The sequence below is a fragment of the Emticicia fontis genome (genome assembly GCF_054779675.1).
Genome location: NZ_BAAGXU010000037.1, coordinates 503,750 through 527,272, shown reverse-complemented (window position 1 = coordinate 527,272; position 23,523 = coordinate 503,750). Strand labels below are relative to the sequence as shown.

The window sequence follows — 23,523 nt, the reverse complement described above, 5'->3', positions numbered from 1 at the left end:
AGATGATAATTCAGAGAAAAAAATGCTGCTCAATTTACATACACATCTTTTGAAAAAACAAGCCGACGAACAGATTATTTTCAACGAAATAATCCCCGATTCGGAAGAAGGCCTGGAGAATTTCAGTTTACCAGATACCGAAAACTGGCTATCAGCAGGTATTCATCCCTGGTATATCAACGAAAATTCAGCTAAGCTCCAATTAAAAAAACTGGCGGGCATTGCTTCGGATCCAGCTATAAAATTTATAGGCGAATGCGGGCTTGACCGATTAAAAGGTGCTCCCATGCCCTTGCAGGAAGAAATCTTCATCAAGCAAATCCGTATCGCAGAAGAAGTAAAAAAGCCCGTGATTATTCACTGCGTGAAATGCTATAATGAGCTGATTTCTATCAAAAAAATAGTCAGACCCCGCATACCTTTCATCGTACATGGCTTTAATACTAAAATTGAAATAGCCCGCCAATTGCTGGATAAAGGCTTCTACCTCTCATTAGGCGGTGCATTACTACACGAAGAATCCAACGCTTTAAAGGTTTTGCAGGAAATTCCTCTGGAAAGGCTCTTTCTTGAAACCGACGATAAGGATATTTCGATTGTAGATATTTATCAAAAAGCAGCTGAGGTGAAGAATTTATCGCTGGTGGTGATGGAGAAGATTTTGTTTGATAATTATTTGGGGCTGGTTGGGTGATTGCTGTATTCGTAGATATGCAATAATTGAGATTCAAAAAATAAGCGTTCTAAAAATCATTTAAAATCTATTATAGTAGAGACGACTTGTAGGCGTCTCCATGGGTCTATGCAATTCAATAAATGATATTTGAGAAGGTAAATTTATCGGCTTCCCAAACCCTTGAAGACATTTTGGCTAAAGCCAATAAGGTTGGTCATTTAGAACCTCCAGCTAAAGCTGGAGGCAATTGAATCATTAACCCTTACGTTTTGTATCAATAGCTTGAATTTTCAAATGGGGGTAACAGAAAGCAATCGTTCAAATTGGCTTTAGCCAAAACTGGTCTTTTTTGTCTTAGATGGCGATGGCGGACAAATCATCCATACCTAACTATTCCCTCAAACAATCACAATTTTTACTACTTTTGCCACACGAGTTAAAAGAAACACCATGAATACAGCTGAAATTCAACTGAGATCCGTCAAAATCAACCGCTATGTCACCCCACTGCGGGAAGGTGGTTCTTTGCCGGCCATTGCAGAGGCAGACGACGACTTCCTCTATGTTATCAAATTCCGGGGGGCAGGACAAGGCGTAAAAGCCCTGATTGCTGAACTGATTGGTGGAGAAATGGCCCGTGCATTAGGCTTACGGATGCCCGAAATGGTCTTTGCCAACCTCGACGAAGCCTTTGGCAGAACCGAACCCGACGAAGAAATACAGGATTTATTACAGGCCAGTGTTGGCTTGAATCTGGGCGTGCATTACCTCTCAGGAGCCATCACTTTCGACCCTGTTTTAAACGTTGTTAACCCCAGATTGGCTTCTCAGATTGTCTGGCTGGATTGCCTGCTCACCAATGTTGATCGCACAGCCCGCAATACAAATATGCTCATGTGGCACAAAGAATTGTGGCTGATAGACCACGGTGCCTCGCTCTATTTCCACCATTCGTGGGACAACTGGAAAGAGCAATCACTACGCCCATTTATACAGGTAAAAGACCACGTTTTACTTCCCTTTGCCACCGAGATAGAAGAAGTAGACGACGAATTCCGTCAGATGCTTACGCCGGAATTAATCAGAACTATTGTAGGCTTAGTGCCTGATGAATGGCTGCAAGACCCCTCATTGGTAGAAACAGAAGAGGAAAGACGAGCGGTATATGCCCAATTTTTAGAATCAAGAGTAGCACACTCCGAAAACTTTGTTAACGAAGCACAGAATGCAAGAAAATCACTTATATGAGTATGCAGTTGTCCGTATTGTACCACGGGTTGAAAGAGAAGAATTCCTGAATGTCGGGGTGATTCTCTATTGCCCCAAAAAAGGCTTTCTGAAAGTCAGGTATCAACTGGACGAAGCACGATTAAAAGCTTTTTCGTGCAATCTGGAAGTAGACGAACTCGCAGAATATCTACACACCTTAGAACGCATCTGCATCGGTGGCAAAAACGGTGGACCTATTGGCGTTTTACCTATTGCCTCCCGTTTCCGTTGGCTCACCGCTACCCGCAGCACCATCATCCAGACCTCAAAAATCCATCCGGGCTTTTGTATTGAGCCTGAGGAAACGTTGGAGCGGTTGTTTAATCAATTGGTACTTTGAAGAAATTTCCCTTAATTCATATGCCCTTGTCAGCGACTAAAGTGGTCCGCCGTGCGGTCGCTGATACTACATAAGGAGTTCCGACAAATTCACAAAATATCCTTTTTAATTGCTATCGCCACATTATTTATTTGCATTAAACCCCATATCCTCCTAAATTTATACCCTCACATATTTAACCCCAGCAATCATCCATTATGACACCTTCACGCAGGAAGTTTATCAAAGGGATTGGTGCGGCCTCAGTCCTGATGGCAGCCGACTCTTTTGCCAAACCATTCAATATCATTAAAAGCCTCAAAGTAAGTCCAAACGACAAAATCCGCATTGCTACCATCGGTTTGGGTATCCAGGGAAACTCTGATACCAAAGCAGCCCTTCGCAACCCGGAGGCTGAGCTGGTAGCCGCCGCTGATTTGTACGACGGCCGTTTGGTAAGAGGCAAAGAAGTATATAACAAAGACCTTTTCACGACTCGTGATTTCAGAGAAATACTTAACCGCAAAGACATTGACGCGGTTATCATTGCAACCCCAGACCATTGGCACGACCACATTTCGATTGCTGCCCTGAATGCAGGCAAAGCCGTGTATTGTGAAAAACCGATGGTACAACATATCGATGAAGGCAGAAAAGTAATAGAAACCTGGCAAAAAACAGGCAAAACCATGCAGGTTGGTAGCCAGCCTATCAGTGGAGCAGCCTATGCCGAAGCACAAAGATTATTACAATCAGGTGAAATTGGTGAGTTGAATTTCATCGAAGCTACCTACGACCGTTTCAGTGCTTTAGGTGCCTGGACATACTCTATTCCGCCGGATGCATCAGCTCAGACTATTGATTGGGATAGATTCTTAGGCGATGCCCCTAAACGTCCGTTTGATGCTACCCGTTTCTTCCGTTGGAGAAATTACAGAGACTATGGCACAGGGGTTGCCGGAGACTTATTTGTGCACTTAATCACTGGTATGCACTATGCTACCGGAGCTATCGGGCCAAACAGAATCTTCTCTTCGGGCGAGTTAAGTTACTGGAAAGATGGCCGTGATGTGCCAGATGTAATGGTAACCGTATTAGATTATCCGGAAACCGAAAAACATAAGAAATTCCAGGCGGTATTGCGTGTAAACTTTGCCAATGCCGGGGCTATTAAAAACGTAACACGTGTAGTAGGCACCGAAGGGGAAATTCAATGGAGTGCACAGGGATTAACCTTGACCAAACGTAAATTGCCTAAAGCACCGGGCTATGGCAACGGAGAAAGCTATCCGACTTTTGCAGAAGCTACACAAAAAGAATTCCTGAAAGAATATGATGCCAAATATTCAGAAGCTGACAGAAAAGCAGAGCCTGTAAAAGAGATAAAATTTGACACCCCACAAGGTGACGATGCGCATGCCAAACACTTCAAGAATTTCTTTGATAATATGCGCGCCAACAGCCAGAAAACCATCGAAGACCCAATCTTCGGTTTCCGTGCGGCTGCTCCGGCATTAGCTTGTAACCTCAGCTATTTCGATAATAAAATAGTGCATTGGGACCCGATTGAGATGAAATTGAAGAAGAAATAAACCCCATCCCCAACCCTTCCGCACGGCGGCCGCCCCAACAGTGGGGAAGGGAGCAGAATCTCTATACATAAATCAATCCCGAATAATAAGAAAAGGATTTTTAATATCCCCTCCCCACTGTTGGGGAGGGTTAGGGTGGGGTAATAATCTACCAACCAAATGAACGAAGCAAACTCAGCCATTATTAAAGAATTAGTCACTTTCCGGATGCCATTCGGGAAATATAAAGACAGGCTGATCTGCGATTTGCCAGAGCATTATTTACTCTGGTTTCAGCGGGAGGGTTTTCCGGAAGGAAAACTGGGAACACTATTGGCAACGATGTATGAAATCAAACTCAATGGACTGGAATATCTGCTGAAACCATTGAAAGAAGGAAAAATCTAGAAGCGCATCCAAACTATCTGCTATCAGTGGCTGTTATAGGCTCATAAAACTTATCATTTTCGTATGTCTGACAACACAACAATTATCCGCGTAGCCCTTGTTACCGGAGGCTCAAAAGGAATTGGCTATGGTGTAGCCGAAGTATTAATCAAAGAAGGAATCAGAGTAGCCATTACCAGCCGCACGCAGGAAGCTGCCGATGAAGCCGCTGCCGAGCTAAACAAAATCAAGGAAGGCTATGCACTTCCATTGGTATCTGATGTAAGAGATTTTGCCTCTCAACAAAAAGCGGTTGATAATATATTAGAAACCTGGGGTAGACTTGACTACGTAATTGCCAATGCAGGCGTAGGACATCTGGTTCCTTTTCAGGACATTTCATTAGAACAATGGCATAATACCATAGACATTAACCTGACGGGTGTATTCTACACAGCCAAGACAACCTTAGAAGCCCTTAAAGATTCAAAAGGTTATTTTATTACCATTGCAAGCTTGGCAGGAGCCAATTTCTTCGATAAAGGAACGGCCTACAATGCCAGCAAATTCGGTCTGGTTGGTTTTACTCAGGCATTGATGCTTGATTTGCGCAACGAAGGCATCAAAGTGTCTACTATCATGCCGGGTTCAGTGGCTACCTATTTCAACAACCACACCCCAACCGAAAAAGATGCCTGGAAAATCCAGCCGGAAGACATCGGCCAGATTGTATCAGATTTAATCAAAATGCCAGCCCGCACCCTGCCTAGCAAGGTTGAGGTAAGGCCATCGATGCCGCCCTCTAAATAATATTATTTTTCGTAGAGACGTACGGTTCGCCGCGCGATTGGAATACGTCTTCATTGGCCTATGCAATCCAATAAATGTTCATTGAGAAGAGGTTTTTCGCATAAACGATTAATTTCCCCAATTTACGGGCCAATGAAGACCCAACGCATTGCGTCTCTACGAAATGAATCTCATTTTGAATGACTTTTGCCATATTTTGACTGCCTTTTGGCTATAAAATTTCTTCTCCCTCAGCCTACCTTTATCGGAAAAACAACCCGATAAAAGATGAAAACACCTACCCGAATTGGTAACTGGTTTTATGGAATTGCCTTAGTAGTATATGGCTTACAACAATTATGGTATGCCAACTTCCGAACTGTGCAATTACCTGCCTGGCAAACCTATCTGCCCTTGCTGCCGGTATGGGCGTATCTTACCGGAATCGGATTAATTCTGGCAGGACTGGCCATTATGTTTGATAAAAAAGCCAGAGAGACTTCTTTATTACTAGGCAGCATCTTTCTCTTCCTGTTTTTACTGGTACAGATTCCTTACGAAATGTTTGGTGACCCGAATAGTAGCCTTCACCTGGGCGTGTGGACGAATGCCTTAAAAGGATTGGCATTGGCAGGTGGAGCATTTGTAATGGCTGGTACATTTACTAAAAATGACTCTCATCCATCATCATTTTTTAAACTTGCAGAAAAGCTTATTCCTTTCGGCCCACTGTTTTTTTCAATAACTATGATTAGCTTCGGGTTGGCTCATCTCCTATATGCAGAGGGGGTATCAACGCTTGTGCCTTCATGGATGCCTGACCCTGTTTTCTGGACATATCTGACTGGCGTGGTATTAATAGGTTCAGGTTTTTCCATTACGTTAAAAATAAGACGTGGCGCAATTGCGCTGCTATTCAGTATTGTCTTATTTATCTGGGTGTTTTCATTGCATCTGCCAAGAGCTATTAATGACCCTACTGCCATGAGAGGCAACGAGGTATCCAGTTGTTTTGATGCGCTGGCTTTTTGTGGCATTGCGTTGGTTATATCGTTGAAAACGGTAAAAAAAGATTTGACAGAGATATTCGAATCCTAAAATATCACGGCAAACCGTGATTGATTCCGATTTCTTTTCATGGGAGATTTGCATAAAAATGTCCATGAAAAGAATATTCACTCTACTTTTATGTAGCTTTTGCAGCCTGTCTCTCATAGGCCAGAGCGTAACTATTTCTCCGTCCAGCAGTTTGCTTCCTCCGAGTATGTCCAGAGCCCAACGGCAGGCCATTGCCAGTCCTGCTAATGGTTTACTGGTTTTTCAGCATACTACCGAGCCTAATAGCGCCAAAGGATATTATTGGTATAATGGCACGGCATGGCTTCGGCTGACAGAGGTTGATGATTTAGGCTGGACTATATTCAATGAGAATGTTCACAGTGTTAGCTCAATGAACGTAGGCATTGGCACTACTTTACCTACCGACAAACTACACCTCCGCACGCCTACTGCCTCAGCGGGCTTTACATTCGAAGGCGTGAACCCTACTTTTCAGTTTAAACAAAAAAATCCTGCGGGTTCTACTTTTGTTGAGAAAGGCTTTATCCAGTTGGCAGATAATGACCTCCGAATCGGTATAAACAGCAGTAATACTACCGGAAAATTCATCGTCCGTACCCACGGTGCCGACCAGATAGAAGTAGACGCCAGTGGCGGCGGGGGTAAAATGCTTTTTAATTATGGTGGCATCAATGTAGGATTCGTCTCCCCATCCTCTTCGGGAAATCTTCATATTGGTACCTCGTCGGGCAACAATGCTGATTTTGTAGGTTTGAATGGCGCCATGTTTGTCACCAATGGCGGAAGAATAGGTATCGGTACATCGAACCCACAGGAAAGATTAGACGTGCAGGGCAACTTGAAACTATTGGGTAGCATTGCCATGGCTGGCGAAATCACCAAAACCAATGTGGCCGAGGGGAGTTTTCTGCCACTATGCTATGGTCGGGTTGGCTTTAGTGGCGACCATCAATCAGGGTCTAGCAACTTTACCTGTGAAAACCCCTCAACAGGCAGGTATAAAATCTATAATCCCAGCATTGTCTATACTTCTACTATTATCGTAACCCTTAACAGCTCCAATGCCCAGATAGTAGCCTCAGCCGGTTGTGGTACGGGCGAATGTACCGTTTACCTGAAAGATGCCTTTAGTAACGAGAACAGGTTTGACCCGATTAATCAGGCTTTTTACTTTGTAATTTATCGATAACCATGAAAAAACTAATCCTTTTACTCAGCTTCGCTGCACCACTTTTGAGTATAGCGCAATCGGCTACTATTATGCCCAATAGCATTGGAGTGCCCAAAGTTTCTACTTTACCAACCTGCAATACCAATGCAAAAGGAAATCAGGTAATGAATACGACCGATAACAAGATGTATTACTGCAATGGCGCCAACTGGCAGGAAATGACCGGAGGAGGCTTTACATTGCCCTATAATGGCACAGTAAGTTCAACCGAACCCGCGCTATATCTGGAAAATATGGGTAGTGGAAGAGGCATCTATGTCAAAACAAATGGTTTAGCAATAAGAGCTGAATCTCAAAACAGCTATGGAATATATAGTGTAAGTAATTCAGGTGCCGGAATATACGCAGCAAGTTCGTCAGGTACTGGAGTATATGGATACAGCGAGTCATATTTTGGAGGATATTTCGAGTCGTATGGTAATGAGCCTGCATTATATGTGTATTCGTATGGGGGAAATGCAGCCAATTTCAGAGGCAATGTAAAAATCAGAGATGAGTTGGTGGTTGATGATGGCAAGGGCATTGTCAGAAGTAATTCAGGCACACAACAAAAAGTGGTGCGGATCTCAGGTAGTTTAGCTTATACTAATTTAGCTGTTGGCTCTTATGCAGATAGCAATCCGCTGAATTATGAAGATTTTGGCGGAATACCCACAGTTACAGTTGGGCAGGTGGTTAGTGCCACAGCTACGGGCGAATATTATAAGATTCATGTTATTCCTATTAACGTATCGGCCACTCAATGCCAGCTTAGAATTGTTAATCTGGCAAGCGACCCTGTTACTTTCAGCGCTACCTGGCAATTCCTGATTGTGGGGCCTGAGTGAGACCGGTGCGAGCTATTGTATTCTAATGAATCTCCTCAACCAACAAGGCATTGCCTGCTTTATCGAAGTAGGCAATGGTCATTTCTCCGGTATCAAATGTCCATTTTTCAACACCATTATCAGCTAAGCCCTGCGACATTTGCAAGTAGTCGGTTTTGCCTTGCTCATGTAGGTTTAAGTGTATCATAAGCCCTTCCAGATTGCTTATGTCGGCAATTGTCAGCGGCTCATGCACTGCCGGAGAAACCAGTTTCTGGTTGTCGGCTCCATAATATTCTGAATGCCCGTCAGTCAGAAATGAATCGTATTTCACCACACCAATCGCATTCAATGCTTGCAGGAATTCAGGCAATGATGCTCGCTTGCCTGAATTCGTGTGGATTTCGTCTATTTGAGTCAGTGTGAACATGATTATTGAATTTTATATTTCATCAAAACCAACGATTCCAGTTTCTTCTCATCTATCACTTCGCTGGTTGTATCATTAAAATTATCCAGTTGGGTGTTTTTAATGAAGTAAACCGTGTCTCCCACAATGTCAAAAGTGGTCGGTGATTTATAAGAAGTATCAAAATGAATCAGTTCTTTGATAGCTATAATCTCCGAACCATCTTTATTTAAGAAATACCGCATCAATCCTTTCTCCACCATTCCTATCAGACTATTCCTGTAAAATTTCATGCCATCAATCCCTGATGATGCTTGATTGGGTTGGTTAATAATTTTCTTCGTCTTCAGATCTACCACCCTGATTCCCCTTTTAGAAGCCAGATATAACTTCGAATAATCGTCTGAAAGAGCAATTCCATTCGAATGTTCAACCGCCACTGTATCCAGATAAACTTCCAGTTTGCCACCAGGTCTTTGGATATGATAAATCTTGTTGCTTTGTGATTCTGTGATAAAAATCTCATGCGTCTGGCTCACAGCCAGATCGTTCAGATACCCATAAGGCACAATACTGGTCTTGTATTGGGCAATCAATTGCCCCGTTTCCTTATTCAATAATACCAGTACAGAAGTATTATTCTGCTTTTCCAGACCATTACTCAGGGCATACAATGTATCGCCTTTGATGGTCATGCCGAAGCCGGAAATATAATTATACTGATTGCTTTTAATAAAATCAGCGGCATTACTTCCATCTATATTTGAGGCAACAATCTTGTTTTTTCTGAGGCTGCTCAGAAATAGTTTCCCTGATTGTACATCAATGGCTATTCCCTCAGGTATTAAATCCTTTTCGAAACTTAGGTTAACCGTATTAGATTCTGATTGGGTGCAACTGAATAAGGAGAATGTTGCCCATAAGAGTAGCGTTAGTTTCTGTAACATTTGTGCGTTTTCAAGTTTTGTCAATACTTTAAGCAAGATACATACACTGTCATTGAAATAGCTAATGATGTATAAAATTTATGTAAAGGTCTTTTATCTTTGTTCAATGAATTAAAAACGATGCGCAAAAAGAGACAATACATCCCTGTCAATACAATGAATGATGATTTCGGAACGGGGATTATTATTGATAGATTAGCTTTTACAGATTTGCCCGACTTTGCCGAATGGGGACACGCCGAAAGGCACGACCGCCACTCATTCTTTCTGATGGAGAAAGGAACAGTTTCGATGGAGATTGATTTTCAAAGGTATACATTCAAAGCCGCGACTGTTATCTATATGCACCCCAATCAGGTACATCGGATTCTGGCTTTTGAAGACGTAACGGTAGGCAGTTGGGCCATCAATAACGAAAATCTGAATCCTGAATACCTGAAATTATTAGAAAGCATTGCACCCGCAAAACCCCTATTGCTAAATGAAGAAACCGTTGTGCTGATTTCTGAAATGATAACACTGGGCATTAAATTATCAGAGCGAAAAAACGACCGACTCTATCATGCCTCCATGAAAGATAGTTGTAATGCCCTGGTGACACTTATTATTTCACAATACCTTGAACAAACGAAGTCTACCGACAAGCTCACCCGATTTGAAATAGTTACCAAAGCTTTCAGACAGCTTTTAGAACGTAATTATAGCCAACTCAAACGCCCGGCAGACTATGCCCAACAACTAAATATCTCTACGCCTTACCTCAACGAATGTATCAAAGAAACAACGGGTCACTCGGTTTCTTACCATATTCAGCAACGTATTATTCTAGAAGCCAAACGCTTGCTTTATCATTCAGATAAATCGGTTAAAGAAATTGCTGCGGATTTGGGCTTTGATGATTACCCCTATTTCTCCCGCTTATTTACTAAAGCTACGGGTATGTCTGCCCTGGCTTTCAGAAACAAAAACCTCGATTAGTCCAATACTTACCTTTATCCTGCTATTTTCTGCTCTATTGATACTTTGCAATTTTGCATCGTTAAAAACATTTGTCTTATCTACAAAAATTCAGGGTATGAAATTATTCTTGCGAGTTCTCAAATGGACGGGTTTAGGTATCAGTAGTATTCTGTTGGCTGGGTTTCTTTATCTCTACTTTATTTATTTCGGACGCCCTGACGAAGTGGTGAAAGTAGATGAAGTCAATGATACAAAATGGCATACCATTCCTTTAAAAGGGAGTACAATGTGCAGTGATGGGTCAGAATTTGTGATGTATGTCAGAAAAGGAACATCCAGCAATGTAATCATTTATTTCTCAGGCGGAGGGGCTTGCTGGGACGATTCAACTTGTGGACAACCCATTTCATTATTAAGTGCTTTTGACGGAGATTCAAGAGATTTAAAGTCATTTTACCTGCCTTCATTGATGAGGTTCTTCCCGAAAGCCATCGGTGGAATGGCTGATACTGGCAATCCGCAGAATGCTTTCCGCGATTGGAATTTTGTCTTTATCCCCTATTGTACCGGCGATTTACACATCGGCCACACAACCAATGCCTATACTTTCAATGGCAAGAAACTCAACATTCATCATAATGGCCGCAACAATAGTCTGGCTGCCTTGAACTGGGTGTTTGCTAATTTTAAAGAGGCCGATAAACTCATGGTAGCAGGTGAGAGTGCAGGCGCCTATGGCTCGGCTTTCTGGGCGCCTTATATTGCAGACCACTATGCGGGTAAAAAGATTTATCAATTATCAGATGGAGCCGCTCTTGCTTCTAATCGGTGGAAAGAAATTCTGGATACAGTCTGGCAAAGCGAGAGTAAGGATTTTCTTCATTTTCATATTAGAAAAGATATATTTGAAGATGCACTCATTCATCGCGCTGATTCGGTAAAGAGACAGATAAAGTACTTGCATAGCAATACGCTTTATGACGATGTGCTCACAAGATTCGGGGCAAAGCTGAATCATTCGTCCACGCATTCCAATCATTTCATTGACGAGTGGTCTGGCAATACCAAAGCCATGATGAAAAGACTTACTCAGGCCAACATCGACTATCATTATTTTATAACTGATTCAGGATACGACCCTACCAGACACGCTACACAGCACACCATGACCACCAACGAGTTGTATTACACCAGCAAAGCCGATGGAATTTCTTTCGCCGAATGGCTGAAACGAAACGTAATCGATGAGGAAAACCTATCTCTTGGGAAAAAACTGCTTGAGAAATAGAACCCATCTCCTAAAATAAGATAACATATTCATTAATAAATTTAAGTACAGGACATGATTAGTTAATCCATGTCTGATAAAATCGTGTAAAAAATGGAAGCAATCACAAATAAAAAAGTACTCGTTTCGGGTGCAAGTTTCGCCGGACTATCAACGGCCTACTGGATGATTCAATTGGGCTATAAAGTTACCATTGTTGAAATTGGTAATGGAATTAAAAAAGGTGGAACGCCTGTAAATATAGAGGGCAATACCGTTGACATTGTGAGAAGAATGGGGATTCTCGACCCAATCAAAGCCAACACAATAAGCATGGAATTACTGGAATTCAAAAATGCGGATGATGAGACAGAGGGGTCAATGGTAGCAGAAAAAGAGAAAGATGAATTCGAAATTGAGAGAGATGTATTATTGCATATGTTGTTCGATCAGGTAAAAAACGATACCGAGTTTATTTTCAATAATAGCATCACAGCTTTAAACGAAACAAAAGAGCATATCGAAGTGACTTTTAAAAATGGCGCTCAACAATCCTTCGATTTAGTATTGGGTTGCGATGGCATCCATTCCGCCGTCAGAAAAATCTGGTTTGGTCACGAGGCTGAGTATTCGCATTTTCTGGGTCAATGTTTCTCTATCACGATTGTCAACAAACTATTGATAAAAGAAAATACCACCCAGTTTTATAATGTGCCCAACAAAGGTATTATGCTGAATGCCTACAATGGCAAGACCGACATCATTTTCTGCTTTCGCTCAGAAACAGAAATTCCTTATGATTACCGGAACGAGGCACAACAAAGAAATATCATTCTGGAACAATTTACCGGAGGAAACTGGCGCACGCCCGAATTACTGGAAGAAATGATGCATTCAAAAACTTTTTACTTCGATAAACTCTGCCAGATAAAAATGCCTTCATGGACAAAAGGCAGAGTAGCCCTGGTAGGCGATGCAGGTTATTGTGCTTCTCCGGCTGCGGGGAAAGGCGGCTCACTCGCCATAGACGGTGCTGCCGCGTTAGCTGATGCTTTTGAAAAACATGAAGGAAATTTTGAACGGGCATTTCAGGAATATAATCAGAGTTTTCGTCCTTTTATTGAAGAAGTTCAGGCACAGGCTGCCAAAATGGGCTTAGAAAGCCTTGTACCAGCCACAGAAGAAGCCATTCGTAAGAGAAATAAGGAAGGGTTTTAAAATTTAGTCTCTTTTGTTTCCGCATTTGTAGGGGTTCAAAATTTTGAACCCCTACTGTGTTTTGAAACCTGCCAGAATATCTCAAAAAATATTCTCCCAATCTATTTGTTATTTCCAATTGGCCTATTAACTTTGCAATACAAAGTACTTTTAAATACTATTAAATGCTTACCTTTCGCCCTAAATATGGTTTACTGGCAATCGTTTTCTTCGTCATCGAAGTTTTGATTGCAGTGTATGTACACGATTCTTTCGTAAGACCAATTGTAGGCGATTATCTGGTGGTATTTCTGGTCTATTGTGCGGTTTTCACTTTCTGGAATACCCATTTCCTGACGGCCGCCATTGCCACTCTCCTATTCGCTTATCTGATTGAGACCTTGCAATATTTTCATTTTGTGCACCTGATGGGTTGGGAGAAATACAAAATCTTAGCCATTGCCTTAGGGACTGGCTTCTCATGGATTGATATGATAGCCTATACGCTAGGCTTTCTTACTATAGTATGGGTAGAGTCTCGGAGAGCCAGAACTCCACAACGACAAAGCATCTAAAAATTGAACTGTTATGAATGATTTTGTTGATAAAAATTCGATAGTGCGCAAGATTTGGGGCAATTCTGATGTCATTCTATTCATTTTTGCAGGCTCAGCGGCTGAATTTGCCTTGAACAAGGCGGTAGACTGGCTTTATTTTACAGGCAAAATCCCTTCTGACCCTCTGGGACGATTATTCTCTACGGTTCAATACGCCCAGATGATTGTTTTTGCCGATAAAGAAAATGCCCATAAAGCCATTGATAAAATCAATAGTATCCATCAGGGCGTTGAACAAAGCCGTGGTGCGCGAATTCCCGACTGGGCTTATCGGGATGTATTGTATATGTTGATTGACTATGCGATAGTTTCCTACGAATTGCTTGAACGGAAAATGAGTATAGAAGAAAAAGAAGAGGTTTTCAATGTCTTTAGTCGGATGGGCCTACGGATGGGCTTAAAAGAACTACCGGATAATTATGCTGATTGGCAACAAGACCGCCAGGCGCATCTGGAAGAAGACTTGTTGAATGGGCATTTTACAGCAGACCTCTATAAGCAATACAAAAAACATCTGGGTTCTGCCCGTTACCATATTTTATTAGAGTGTCAGAAATTGATTGTTCCTACTAAGGTATCTGAACTACTAAAATTCGGCCACTCAATCAAAGGCAAAGTACTATTGAATCTCTATTTATTAGCCCGAAAACTCAGATTAGATGGTTTGGTGAAAACCATTCTTCTTCCGGCTGAATACAGCCAGCAGATATATAATCTAAATTATAGCCATTTTTCGAAAATGAAGCGGGAGGAAGTGGTTGCGTGAATTTTATTCCTCATCCAGATATTTATCAATTATAGTCACTATTTCTTTATCATTCGGGTGCGGCGCAGCACTTGTGATAAGTACTCCTTTTTTATCAAGTAGTGCATAACGCGGAAATCCCTGGTCTATGCCAAATTTTTCATTGAAGTATTTTTCATCTTCTTTTTCTGCTTTTATATGCAGGCCCTTTAATTTTTTATCTTTAATGGCTTTCAGCCATTTTTCTTTGGTATCATAAAAATCAATAAACAAAAAAGCCACGTCTTTATCTTTGTATTTTTCCTGCAATAGCAATGAATTAGGCATCTGACTTATACAAGCTTTACACCAGCTTCCCCAGAAATCAATATACACAACCTTACCCCTGATAGATTTAATATCAAATGGTTTGCCCGACATATCTTTCAGCACAAAGTCAGGAACAGAGAAAGCGTTTTTGTGTTTCTTATCCCACTTTTGTTGAATAAGGCTGATGTATTGAGAAGCAGGAAACTCTTTCTTATAATTGCTGAATTCTGATTCTATCAACTGTGGCAGATCGACATAGTTTATCAGAAAAATCAATTGCTCACCCTTTATGCGCTCTCTGGTTAAAGGACGCTCCGCTAATACTGAGTCAATAATTTTAAACTCTATCCGGCTATATGCCTCTCTATTCCCATAATCACTAAAGATATTCAGTCGCTTTGCTGCAGTGTATCCGATATAATCAACCAAAGAATTCCTGTAAAAATCGCTTAGACAATGATCATCCAGCAACTCAAACCTGTTCCAGAAATCATAATAATCAGATGGGACGTCTTCCTTCTTGATTTTCCTTTGTCCGAATATACTCTGCAATATATACTGGTTCTTATTGAAGTTTGAATAATGCATTATTTCGCCTTTGCAATAAGAAGAAAAGGCTTTTGAGATTTCGTCCGCGCCAAAACTCTTCTTATATAAATCCCATCTTTTTTGTTCTATATTATCGAGGTGTTCCAGTTGTTTCAAAGGAGCAAAACTGTCCGAGTTCACAGTCGAAGAAACGCCCATAGGCCGCATAATACCAGATTGAAATAAAAAACTATTTTGCTTAGCCGCCTGCCCCGAAAAAACATACTCATTCTGCTTAATTTCTTCAATGGTCAGACTTGTATTAGGAATTGCCCAGAGTCTCAGAAATTGATTAGAGATAAAAAGGAGAATCGGTTGTTCGGAATCTAATTGAAATGCGCAGGATAACCCGCCGCTTTCATTTGTTTTTCCCTTATGCAGAACCTCTCCCTGAAAATCATTCAGGGCAGATTGATTAAAAACGATTCTGAAATCTGCTGATGGAAACGACTTGAAATTACCTTTGATTATCGTCTGTCCTGATGCATTGACGAAGATGAGAATATTTACCAGAATCAATAGAATAAATTTAGACATATGGAGGCAGAGCTAAAGTTTGATACTAATTGTCCTGCAAACTTGTGGATATATTACAAAAACAGGAAATTGCGCGAGTTAAAAAATGTTAATCGGTTCATGTCCACGTAGTTAAATATTGTTAATCACTTTTAACTTGGCACTTTCCCGATATTTTGTTTATTTAGGGTCTCTCTTAAACCTCAACAAACTTATGCGAGCCCTTTCAGCCGTACTATTACTCATCACTTCCTCTGTTTTTGCCCAGCAAAATACCCAGCGTTCATCTATTGAAACTACCAAGCGTAGTATCAGACAGGATGTACCCATGACCAACGCCATCCGTAAGGCTTTCGCCGCCGGAACCCGTGATTTCTCAGGCAAGCCCGGCCCGAATTATTGGCAATTCGAAGCCGATTACACCATTCAGGCCAGTATTGACCCTGCCACGCAGGTGATTACAGGTACTGAAAAAATACTGGTGCATAACAATAGCAAGGAAGACCTGAAAAACCTTGTGTTACGCCTCGACCACAATATCTTCCGCGCAGAAGTACCCCGTGGATTCTCAACACCTGCCGAAGCTACCGAAGGGATGGTGGTGACAAGCATTAAAGTAGCAGGAACAGAGGTTGAATTGAAGTCTGTCAGAGGCCTGACACGAACAATTGCGACTGTTCCGATAAAGGACTTCATCAAAGCCCAGTCAACTGCCGAGGTAGAAATTGCCTGGCATACCAAATTACCGGGCGGCCCAAATGGTGTAGGCCACCGCATGACCCAACGTTTCGACGACAGACTTTTTCAGCCTACGCAATGGTTCCCGAGACTGGCCAAATATGATGATTTAAGAGGATGGGAAACCAGCCAGTATATGGGGCCATCTGAGTTTTATAATAATTTCGGTAAGTTTGATGTAAGCATCACCGTACCGGGCGGCTGGATTGTGAGTGGCACAGGTGTATTACAAAACCCTGAACAGGTATTGAATGAAACCACCAGAAAGCGCCTCACAACGGTATTGAACAGCAATGATGAAGTAACGATTGTGAGCGAAGACGAAGCAGGAAAAGCCACTGCTCCCGGAGATAAACTCACCTGGCATTTCGTAGCCGATAAGGTAAACGATTTTGCCTGGGCTACTGCCAATAAATTTGTCTGGAAAGCCACGCGCGCCACCATTCCGGGAAAAGGTGCTATTCCTGTTTATATGTATTATCTGCCGGAAAGAGCTAAAATGTTTGCCAAAGCCGGAGAAATCACGCGCCATGCCTTAGAGTTTTATTCTGCACTCTGGACTCCGTATCCATTCCCGCAAATGACCTTGCAGGATGGCCCGAGTGCCGGCATGGAGTATCCGATGGTGATAAACTCTAACCAGGGCGCCGCCGACCACGAAACAGGGCACCAATGGTGGCCAATGGTGGTAGGCAACAACGAAACCCGCTACGGCTGGATGGACGAAGGTTTTAATCAATACATGAATATCCTGTCAGGTGCTGACAGCAAAGGTGTACCATATAAACTGGATGGCCTCGGACAAAGCTATGGCCGACAAAGCGGAGATGAAGACGAAGCCCCAATGATGTGGAGTGCCAACGATGCCGGTAGCGGGTATCGGTTCCAGACTTATGGCAAAACCCCGTTGATGCTTTCGATGCTAGGTGGTATTGTAGGTGACGAAGCAGTAATGAAAGCCATGAAAGAATATGCCCGCGTATGGAGTTTCAAACATCCTTCGCCCTGGGATTATATGTATTTCATGAACAATGCTTTGGGGCAAAATCTGGATTGGTTCTGGTATTACTGGTTATTTACTACCGAGTCGGTTAATGGTTCGATTAAAGACGTAAAAAACAATAAAGATAAAACCATTGTTTCGGTATATCAGGCAGGTGAAATGCCTTCTCCGGTGGTATTGAAAGTAGAATTTGAAGCAGATGGTCCGGCTATTAAAGCCCCTGCAAACGCCAAAATGCCGGATGCTAACACAGCAATAGTTACATGGCCTGCTTCGGTATGGTTTGATGGCAACCGCACATTTGATGCAGAATTAAACTTCGGCAAACGCAAAATCAAACAAATCACTTTAGACCCTAACGGAAGATTCCCGGATAACGATACCAAAGATAACGTTTGGCCTAGATAGGATAAACCCCACCGTGTCACCCCTATCTTCGTCCGAAAAAGGGGGTGGCACGGTTAATGCACTCAGAAATCTCTCTATCTCTAAAGGAAAAATTCTAATTAACAATAGGCTCCACCGTGTCACCCCTATCCTCGTCCGAAAAAGGGGCGGCCACCGCGTGGGTGGCACGGTTAATGCACTCAGAGATTTCTCAAATTCCAAATGAAAATCCTAAAGTAATAATAGAAAGGCTAAGCTAACCGTGCCACGGCCAATATCGGACGAGTAGTAGCCGTGACACGGTGCCTATTATTTCACCCGTTCAATGCCATTCAGAATTCCTCCTTTAATCATCTTTCCATAACCCTCATCAGGCAATAAATCAGTGAACGAAAGAGCCAATTGATAGTTTTTTCTGGCATTTCCAAAGTCATTCAGGTCTTCATAACATTTCCCGATGTTTAAATACAGAGAGGGATAAGTGGCCTTTACTGAATCATCATTGATATTCAAGGCATGCTGCAAGGCTGTTTCATCCCATTTCAATTTATCGGCTATGGATACCTGATGCCGGGCTACATAATGTGCTGCCGTGAATTTCTCAAAATCATTGCTTGCTTCATCCCACGCCTGCTGAAAAAGTCTGAAAGCCTCTTCTTTTTTGCCTTCCCCTTCCAGCATCATACCTTGTCCGCACATTTGTACTATTTTGTTGTTTGTGTCGAATTGCATTGTAATTATTAATTAATGAGCTGCAATAGTAATAGATGCGCTACCCCCAAAGCATTGACATACATCAAAAAAGCTATTTAGATTTCAATCGGCTCAAGGTTTCCTGTGTCACATCCAGATACGATGCCAGAATCCTGTTCGAAAGCCTTTGAATATAAATCGGCGTTTCAGCCATTAGTTGATCGAAGCGCTGTTTCGCCGAAAGTGTTACCAGATTTTCTATTTTCTTATTCTGATAGAGATAAGCCATTTCCAGCAGCATTCGATAAAACTCCGCCCAGGCTGGCAAGTCAGCTAGCAATTGATAGAAGTCTTTATGGCTGATGGCATATACTACTGAATCCTCCAATGCATCAACCAGTTCAAACGAGGGTTGCTGTGAGATAAAACTGGCAATAGAAGTGGCAATAGAACCCTCAAAAGCCACATATCTAGTTTTCTCATGCCCTTGTTTGGTGAGGTAATATGTACGAATGCATCCGCTATGAACAAAATACAATTCCTTACAAATCTCTCCCTCAGAAAGCAAAAAAGTATTCTTTTTAATAGTCTTTGGCTTAAAATAAGTGGCTATTGTATCGATTTGTTCATCATTAAGTTTTGTATTGATCCGAAGGTAATATCTGAGTTTTTCTTTCACGTAATTTTTTATTAAGTGATAAATAACCATGCAACTGTTAATATAAAATATATTTACTTATCAGGCAAAACTCCTTTATCGGTCAAAAAGGTAACGTAAAATAAAAATACAACGAATCAGAAATAGCTTTTAAAGTTTTTCTGGAAATTTGGTGTAAAAACATTTTTCTATGAAAACATTTACAAAAATTTACCTGAGTCTTGCGTTCTCTTTAGTTGAAAGTATCGTCTTTGCTCAGAATGTAAAAATGACTGACTCCCCAAATGGAACGGTAATCAGCAATGCAGGTGGAACAGACATTCCTCTTTCGTCTTCTATTTTAGATATCAGAAGCACTAACAAAGGCATTCTTTTACCCCGTATGACTACAACTAATCGTGATGCTATCAGTTCTCCACAGCCCGGACTACTTGTCTATAATACTTCTACTAATCAATTTAATTATTACGGTGGCTCATCATGGCAAGTAGCTTCATTAGGTAATCAATGGGGAGTAAACGGGAGTAGTCTTTATCATACCGGACAAGTAGGGATTGGTACTTCAACCATGACAAATGCAAATACTTCACTAACGGTCAAAGGGAATACTACAATTAGCGGAACTCTGACTACAAACGGCGGAAAGGGAATATTATACAATTCGGGTGGAAGCAATCAGTTAAAATATTATACATTTGAATTCACTCAACCTATGGGATTAAGCGGAGGTCACAGATCTGGAGAAATCACAATTTCGATTTCGGAAAGTTATAGCAGCCCTCCGAAAGTAATTGTAGGAGACATTGTTTCGTCAAGTTGTGATGTTGGGGAGCCCTACTTTCTTCAATTAGTTATATATGGATGTACTACAAATAGTTGCAAAGCTAGAGTAATAAATACTGGCAATAATGATATAAGTTGTACCACGACCTGGAATATTATCTGTATTGGCAATTAACCTTTCAGGTACTTTTCCTTAAAATATCACGGCATACCGTGATTGACACAAGTGAGGAATAAAAAGACATTTGTAGAAAAAACTTTTATGAAAATATCTACAAAACTTTATCTGAGCTTTACTTTTTATTTGTCGGTTAATATTGCTTTTGCTCAGACAGCAAAAGTTGTTGATACGCCCGGCGGAACAGTCATCAGTACTATTGGAGGTAATGAAATCCCACACTCTACTGCCATTCTGGATATCAGAAGCTCTAATAAAGGCGTTTTATTTCCCCGCATGACAACTGCCAACCGTGATGTCATCAGTGTGCCAACGGCAGGTTTGTTAATCTATAATACGTCCACCAATCAGTTCAATTATCACAATGGTTCTTCATGGCAGGCAGCTTCTTTCGGAAATCAATGGGGAGTAAACGGAAGTGTGCTGCATCATAGCGGGCAGGTGGGTGTGGGTACTTCGGCCATGACCAATCCTAATACGTTTCTGACAGTAAGAGGAAATCTTGGAGGCACCAATATGGAAGGTATGCATGTAGATGCCAGTAGTACTACAGGAAGAGCTTTTTATGGATACTCCGTGAATGATAGTTCAAGGGCCTATCATTATTATGATGGTAGCACCTCAAAATGGAATCTGGCTATGAATGGTACTGATAGAATAACCGTAACGAACTCAGGTCTTGTAGGAATTAACACAGCGAATCCGAACGCCCGATTAACTGTCAATGGAAGTACTTATATAAATGGTTTTACTGAAATAAATTATGATTTATCCGTAAATGGTTATTTTGATGTAGATTATAATGCTAATATTGATGGAGCACTAACCGTTAATGACTATAAAGGAGTAGCCTATAATGCCAGTAGTTCTCAAAATCTTAGAATGTTCAGGTTTACCACTGAGTATATTCCTGTCGTATTAGGCGCACATGGAGCAAGTACTACCTCAATAACATTTGAAGGAGGGTTTACCTCAACACCTATGGTTATTGTTGGGGATATTGATTTAAGCGGGGGAACAGTTGGTGAATTAGACAGAGTAATATTAGTGCTAAGAGCTTGTTCTTTAAATTCTTCAACTGGTAAAACCACTTGTCAGGGCAAATTAATCAATACAGATGATGCTTCTGTCAATTATAATGTCAAATGGAATTGCATCGCTATTGGCTATTAATCAATAGCTCATTCTGAGTCAAAGGCACTAAGATAATAAATCGGGTGCCTTTGTCTTTTTCTGAATCAATAGTCAGTTCGCCACCAATAGTTTCCAATCGGCCTTGAATATTTTTCAGGCCGATGCCTTTTTGCTGGTTTTCCTGTATACCTCTGCCATTATCTGTTACTTCTAATAGTAAGTCTTTGCCTTTTTGTGACAGATAAATAGTGGATGCGGTAGCTTTTGAATGCTTGATGATATTCTGCACTAACTCTAGACAAATCGCATAGATATTCAAATCAATATTTTTGTTGAAGTATGTCAGTTCGTCAATTGTCAGCCTAAACTGTATTCGCTGATTATGATTGATTTTCTGAATCATGCGTTTCAAAGCATTTTCCAGTCCTTCTTTCTCCAGCTCTTCCGGCATCAGGTTATGTGATAAAATCCTGACTTCTGAATACGCATTTTCGGTCATCGATAGCACATTGGCATAAATCTGCTGCTCCCTTTCAGACAGATGCTCGGGGCTGATATTATCCAGAGAGATATTAATAGCTGTCAGCAAACTCCCCAGATTATCGTGCAAATCGGCGGCCATACGCTTGCGCTCAATCGTTTGTCCACGTTGCATGGCTTCCTTTATTTCATCATACGATTTCTGTAATTCGGCTGTGCGTTCTCTTACTTTCAGTTCGAGTTGCTCATTCAGCAATTCAGTTTCTTTTTTCCGTTTCTGAATATTTCTGAAGTTCCAGGCCAACGATAAGAGTAGTAAGCCCAGCATACCCAGGCCAATCCATAAAAACTGCTGGGTCTGTTGTTTTTTTTCAGCCTCGGCCGAGAGATTACGGATACGATTCTGTTGCACCAGCCTTGTTTTTTCCGAGGAGGTTTTCAACTGCTCTATCTGAAATTTCCTAGCCAGCTCGTCCCTTTCATTTTTTTCAAAAAGTGCCAGCCTTTCGGTTTCGGCATTGCGGCTTTTCAGAAGCAATATCTCATTGGCTCTTAGAGAAGAATCGATAATAGCTTTTTGTAGCAATTCCTGCCGCTCGAATTCAGCTTTGGCTCTTTCTGTTTCCAGTTTTTTCTGCAAACCTAATACCTGTGTCAGCTTCCGTCGGTCGCTGATTGAATCGTTCATTAGATTATACTTCTCATAGGCTGAGAGCGCAAGGTCATACTTCTGTAGTTTTTTGGCAGATAGATATTTCACTTCATAGGTATCTACTTCATGTTTAATAGCCATTGCTGCCTGCGCCCATGTTTCGGCCTTTTCGGCATATTGAATCGCTAATGGATAATCACCGGATAAATAAGCGGCTTTTGCCAGATAGGTATAACAGGCAAAAGGATAAAAGCGATTATTGGTGTCTTCAAAGTATTTCAAGGCTTTTTTGACATTGCTCACCCCTTCCTCTATCCTATTCAGATGAATCTGGCAGCGGCCAATTTCCATCAGAGTAACCATTTCAATAGAGGTTGATAGTTTCCCCTCATGAATATGATTCAGTGCTTGTTGATAATACTTTATTGCCTCAGCAAATTGCTTCTGCTCGGCATAAATCACCCCAATATCATCAAATTTATAGGCATAGCTCAATGCCCATTTACTGACTTTTTCGGGCGTAATGCCTGTTTTCAAATCGTTATCCCGACAAATACTGATAATTTCCAGCGTTTTTTTATGGTAAACAAGCGAGTTTTCATAATCACGCAAGAGTTGATAACTGCTGGCAATACGGGTTAATGAATAAGTGGCTAATATCAAATCAGCGCCTTTCAGGTTACTGGCTTTTTTATTGGCTTCCAGACTAATATCTAGCGCCTTCTGGTAATCGGCTTTGATGGTATAGGCAATGCCCATATAATCATACGCCTTGAAAACCTGGGTATTATACTGAATATTAGTAGCATATTTCAGCAACCTTTCAGCATACCGCATCATCGAATCGGGGTTTTTCTGCGCTATCCGGTTATTATAATACATATAAGCCAGCCGTTCGGCGGCCAGCACCAAGAGCGTATCTTCTTTTTTGTTTCTGGCTTTATGTTCGAGCGAGTAGAATAAACCTTTGGTAGCGGCAAAAATACTATCGGCATTTACGGGTTTGCGGGCAAGATCGGCGGCTTTAAAAGTATCATTCAGATTGGGTAAACGAACAGACTGCGCATAACTATTGGAGAGAAGGATAGTCAGAATAACAGAAAAACAGAAGGTAATATTTTTCATGGCTCACAG

At 41.5% G+C, this 23,523-nt stretch carries 23 protein-coding genes; 17 read left to right on the top strand and 6 right to left on the bottom strand.

The genetic code is table 11. The features are described from left to right. The first annotated feature begins 22 nt into the window (after positions 1 to 22). The 9 genes from ACYVFA_RS18060 to ACYVFA_RS18020 all read left to right on the top strand — a co-directional run bounded on the left by ACYVFA_RS18060 (position 23) and on the right by ACYVFA_RS18020 (position 8,149). Positions 23 to 694 (top strand): TatD family hydrolase, encoded by a 672-nt coding sequence (locus tag ACYVFA_RS18060; RefSeq protein ID WP_460473255.1) that lies wholly within the window; start codon positions 23 to 25, stop codon positions 692 to 694. Between the two features lie 432 nt (positions 695 to 1,126). Then, the gene (locus ACYVFA_RS18055; protein ID WP_460473254.1) at positions 1,127 to 1,924 is read left to right on the top strand and encodes a HipA family kinase; all 798 of its coding nucleotides are present in this window, start codon (positions 1,127 to 1,129) and stop codon (positions 1,922 to 1,924) included. Further along, positions 1,902 to 2,285 (top strand): DUF3037 domain-containing protein, encoded by a 384-nt coding sequence (locus tag ACYVFA_RS18050; RefSeq protein ID WP_460473253.1) that lies wholly within the window; start codon positions 1,902 to 1,904, stop codon positions 2,283 to 2,285. The genes ACYVFA_RS18055 and ACYVFA_RS18050 overlap by 23 nt, the downstream gene beginning before the upstream one ends. A 197-nt stretch (positions 2,286 to 2,482) precedes the next feature. Continuing rightward, positions 2,483 to 3,856 carry a Gfo/Idh/MocA family protein gene (locus ACYVFA_RS18045; protein ID WP_460473252.1) on the top strand — a complete coding sequence of 458 codons (1,374 nt, stop codon included), beginning with the start codon at positions 2,483 to 2,485 and terminating at the stop codon, positions 3,854 to 3,856. 159 nt (positions 3,857 to 4,015) lie between these two features. Next, complete coding sequence (locus ACYVFA_RS18040; protein WP_460473251.1) at positions 4,016 to 4,243, top strand: DUF3820 family protein; 228 nt, start codon at positions 4,016 to 4,018, stop codon at positions 4,241 to 4,243. A 63-nt stretch (positions 4,244 to 4,306) separates the two neighbouring features. After that, complete coding sequence (locus ACYVFA_RS18035; RefSeq protein ID WP_460473250.1) at positions 4,307 to 5,032, top strand: SDR family oxidoreductase; 726 nt, start codon at positions 4,307 to 4,309, stop codon at positions 5,030 to 5,032. 267 nt (positions 5,033 to 5,299) lie between these two features. Continuing rightward, on the top strand, positions 5,300 to 6,109 hold the full coding sequence (locus ACYVFA_RS18030) for a DoxX family protein (RefSeq protein WP_460473249.1): 810 nt from the start codon (positions 5,300 to 5,302) through the stop codon (positions 6,107 to 6,109). Between the two features lie 64 nt (positions 6,110 to 6,173). Next, the gene (locus ACYVFA_RS18025) at positions 6,174 to 7,280 is read left to right on the top strand and encodes a hypothetical protein (protein WP_460473248.1); all 1,107 of its coding nucleotides are present in this window, start codon (positions 6,174 to 6,176) and stop codon (positions 7,278 to 7,280) included. Between the two features lie 2 nt (positions 7,281 to 7,282). Beyond that, positions 7,283 to 8,149 (top strand): hypothetical protein, encoded by an 867-nt coding sequence (locus ACYVFA_RS18020; protein WP_460473247.1) that lies wholly within the window; start codon positions 7,283 to 7,285, stop codon positions 8,147 to 8,149. 22 nt (positions 8,150 to 8,171) lie between these two features. Here the strand turns inward: ACYVFA_RS18020 and ACYVFA_RS18015 are convergent, their stop codons facing one another. Together ACYVFA_RS18015 and ACYVFA_RS18010 are read right to left on the bottom strand one after the other, a co-directional pair. After that, a complete protein-coding gene (locus ACYVFA_RS18015; protein ID WP_460473246.1) occupies positions 8,172 to 8,558 on the bottom strand; it encodes a DUF1398 domain-containing protein in 387 nt (128 codons plus the stop codon). Between the two features lie 2 nt (positions 8,559 to 8,560). Beyond that, the gene (locus tag ACYVFA_RS18010; RefSeq protein ID WP_460473245.1) at positions 8,561 to 9,484 is read right to left on the bottom strand and encodes an SMP-30/gluconolactonase/LRE family protein; all 924 of its coding nucleotides are present in this window, start codon (positions 9,482 to 9,484) and stop codon (positions 8,561 to 8,563) included. Between the two features lie 120 nt (positions 9,485 to 9,604). Between ACYVFA_RS18010 and ACYVFA_RS18005 the strand changes: the two genes are divergently transcribed. From ACYVFA_RS18005 to ACYVFA_RS17985, 5 genes are all read left to right on the top strand, one after another. Further along, positions 9,605 to 10,462, top strand: coding sequence for a helix-turn-helix domain-containing protein (locus tag ACYVFA_RS18005; RefSeq protein WP_460473244.1), 858 nt, complete (start codon positions 9,605 to 9,607; stop codon positions 10,460 to 10,462). A gap of 97 nt (positions 10,463 to 10,559) precedes the next feature. Next, positions 10,560 to 11,732: a pectin acetylesterase-family hydrolase gene (locus ACYVFA_RS18000; RefSeq protein ID WP_460473243.1), complete on the top strand. Its 1,173-nt coding sequence runs from the start codon at positions 10,560 to 10,562 to the stop codon at positions 11,730 to 11,732. A gap of 93 nt (positions 11,733 to 11,825) precedes the next feature. Next, complete coding sequence (locus tag ACYVFA_RS17995; RefSeq protein ID WP_460473242.1) at positions 11,826 to 12,929, top strand: Rossmann-fold NAD(P)-binding domain-containing protein; 1,104 nt, start codon at positions 11,826 to 11,828, stop codon at positions 12,927 to 12,929. A gap of 164 nt (positions 12,930 to 13,093) precedes the next feature. After that, on the top strand, positions 13,094 to 13,483 hold the full coding sequence (locus ACYVFA_RS17990; protein ID WP_460473241.1) for a ribosomal maturation YjgA family protein: 390 nt from the start codon (positions 13,094 to 13,096) through the stop codon (positions 13,481 to 13,483). Between the two features lie 13 nt (positions 13,484 to 13,496). Then, on the top strand, positions 13,497 to 14,291 hold the full coding sequence (locus ACYVFA_RS17985) for an oxygenase MpaB family protein (protein WP_460473240.1): 795 nt from the start codon (positions 13,497 to 13,499) through the stop codon (positions 14,289 to 14,291). A gap of 3 nt (positions 14,292 to 14,294) precedes the next feature. On the opposite strand, the gene ACYVFA_RS17980 is transcribed toward ACYVFA_RS17985, so the two are convergent. After that, positions 14,295 to 15,704: a TlpA family protein disulfide reductase gene (locus ACYVFA_RS17980; protein ID WP_460473239.1), complete on the bottom strand. Its 1,410-nt coding sequence runs from the start codon at positions 15,702 to 15,704 to the stop codon at positions 14,295 to 14,297. Between the two features lie 193 nt (positions 15,705 to 15,897). Between ACYVFA_RS17980 and ACYVFA_RS17975 the strand changes: the two genes are divergently transcribed. After that, on the top strand, positions 15,898 to 17,832 hold the full coding sequence (locus ACYVFA_RS17975; protein ID WP_460473238.1) for a M1 family metallopeptidase: 1,935 nt from the start codon (positions 15,898 to 15,900) through the stop codon (positions 17,830 to 17,832). Between the two features lie 288 nt (positions 17,833 to 18,120). Here the strand turns inward: ACYVFA_RS17975 and ACYVFA_RS17970 are convergent, their stop codons facing one another. Together ACYVFA_RS17970 and ACYVFA_RS17965 are read right to left on the bottom strand one after the other, a co-directional pair. Beyond that, positions 18,121 to 18,543 carry an rRNA adenine methyltransferase gene (locus ACYVFA_RS17970; protein WP_460473237.1) on the bottom strand — a complete coding sequence of 141 codons (423 nt, stop codon included), beginning with the start codon at positions 18,541 to 18,543 and terminating at the stop codon, positions 18,121 to 18,123. Positions 18,544 to 18,616: 73 nt separating this feature from the next. Further along, positions 18,617 to 19,183, bottom strand: a complete 567-nt coding sequence (locus ACYVFA_RS17965; protein WP_460473236.1) for a Crp/Fnr family transcriptional regulator — start codon at positions 19,181 to 19,183, stop codon at positions 18,617 to 18,619. A gap of 169 nt (positions 19,184 to 19,352) precedes the next feature. Between ACYVFA_RS17965 and ACYVFA_RS17960 the strand changes: the two genes are divergently transcribed. Together ACYVFA_RS17960 and ACYVFA_RS17955 are read left to right on the top strand one after the other, a co-directional pair. After that, positions 19,353 to 20,120 (top strand): hypothetical protein, encoded by a 768-nt coding sequence (locus tag ACYVFA_RS17960; RefSeq protein ID WP_460473235.1) that lies wholly within the window; start codon positions 19,353 to 19,355, stop codon positions 20,118 to 20,120. Positions 20,121 to 20,207: 87 nt separating this feature from the next. Beyond that, positions 20,208 to 21,296 carry a hypothetical protein gene (locus tag ACYVFA_RS17955; RefSeq protein ID WP_460473234.1) on the top strand — a complete coding sequence of 363 codons (1,089 nt, stop codon included), beginning with the start codon at positions 20,208 to 20,210 and terminating at the stop codon, positions 21,294 to 21,296. On the opposite strand, the gene ACYVFA_RS17950 is transcribed toward ACYVFA_RS17955, so the two are convergent. Then, entirely contained in the window at positions 21,283 to 23,514 is a 2,232-nt protein-coding gene (locus ACYVFA_RS17950; protein WP_460473233.1) for an ATP-binding protein, read from the bottom strand. The genes ACYVFA_RS17955 and ACYVFA_RS17950 overlap by 14 nt on opposite strands. Positions 23,515 to 23,523 lie beyond the last annotated feature (9 nt).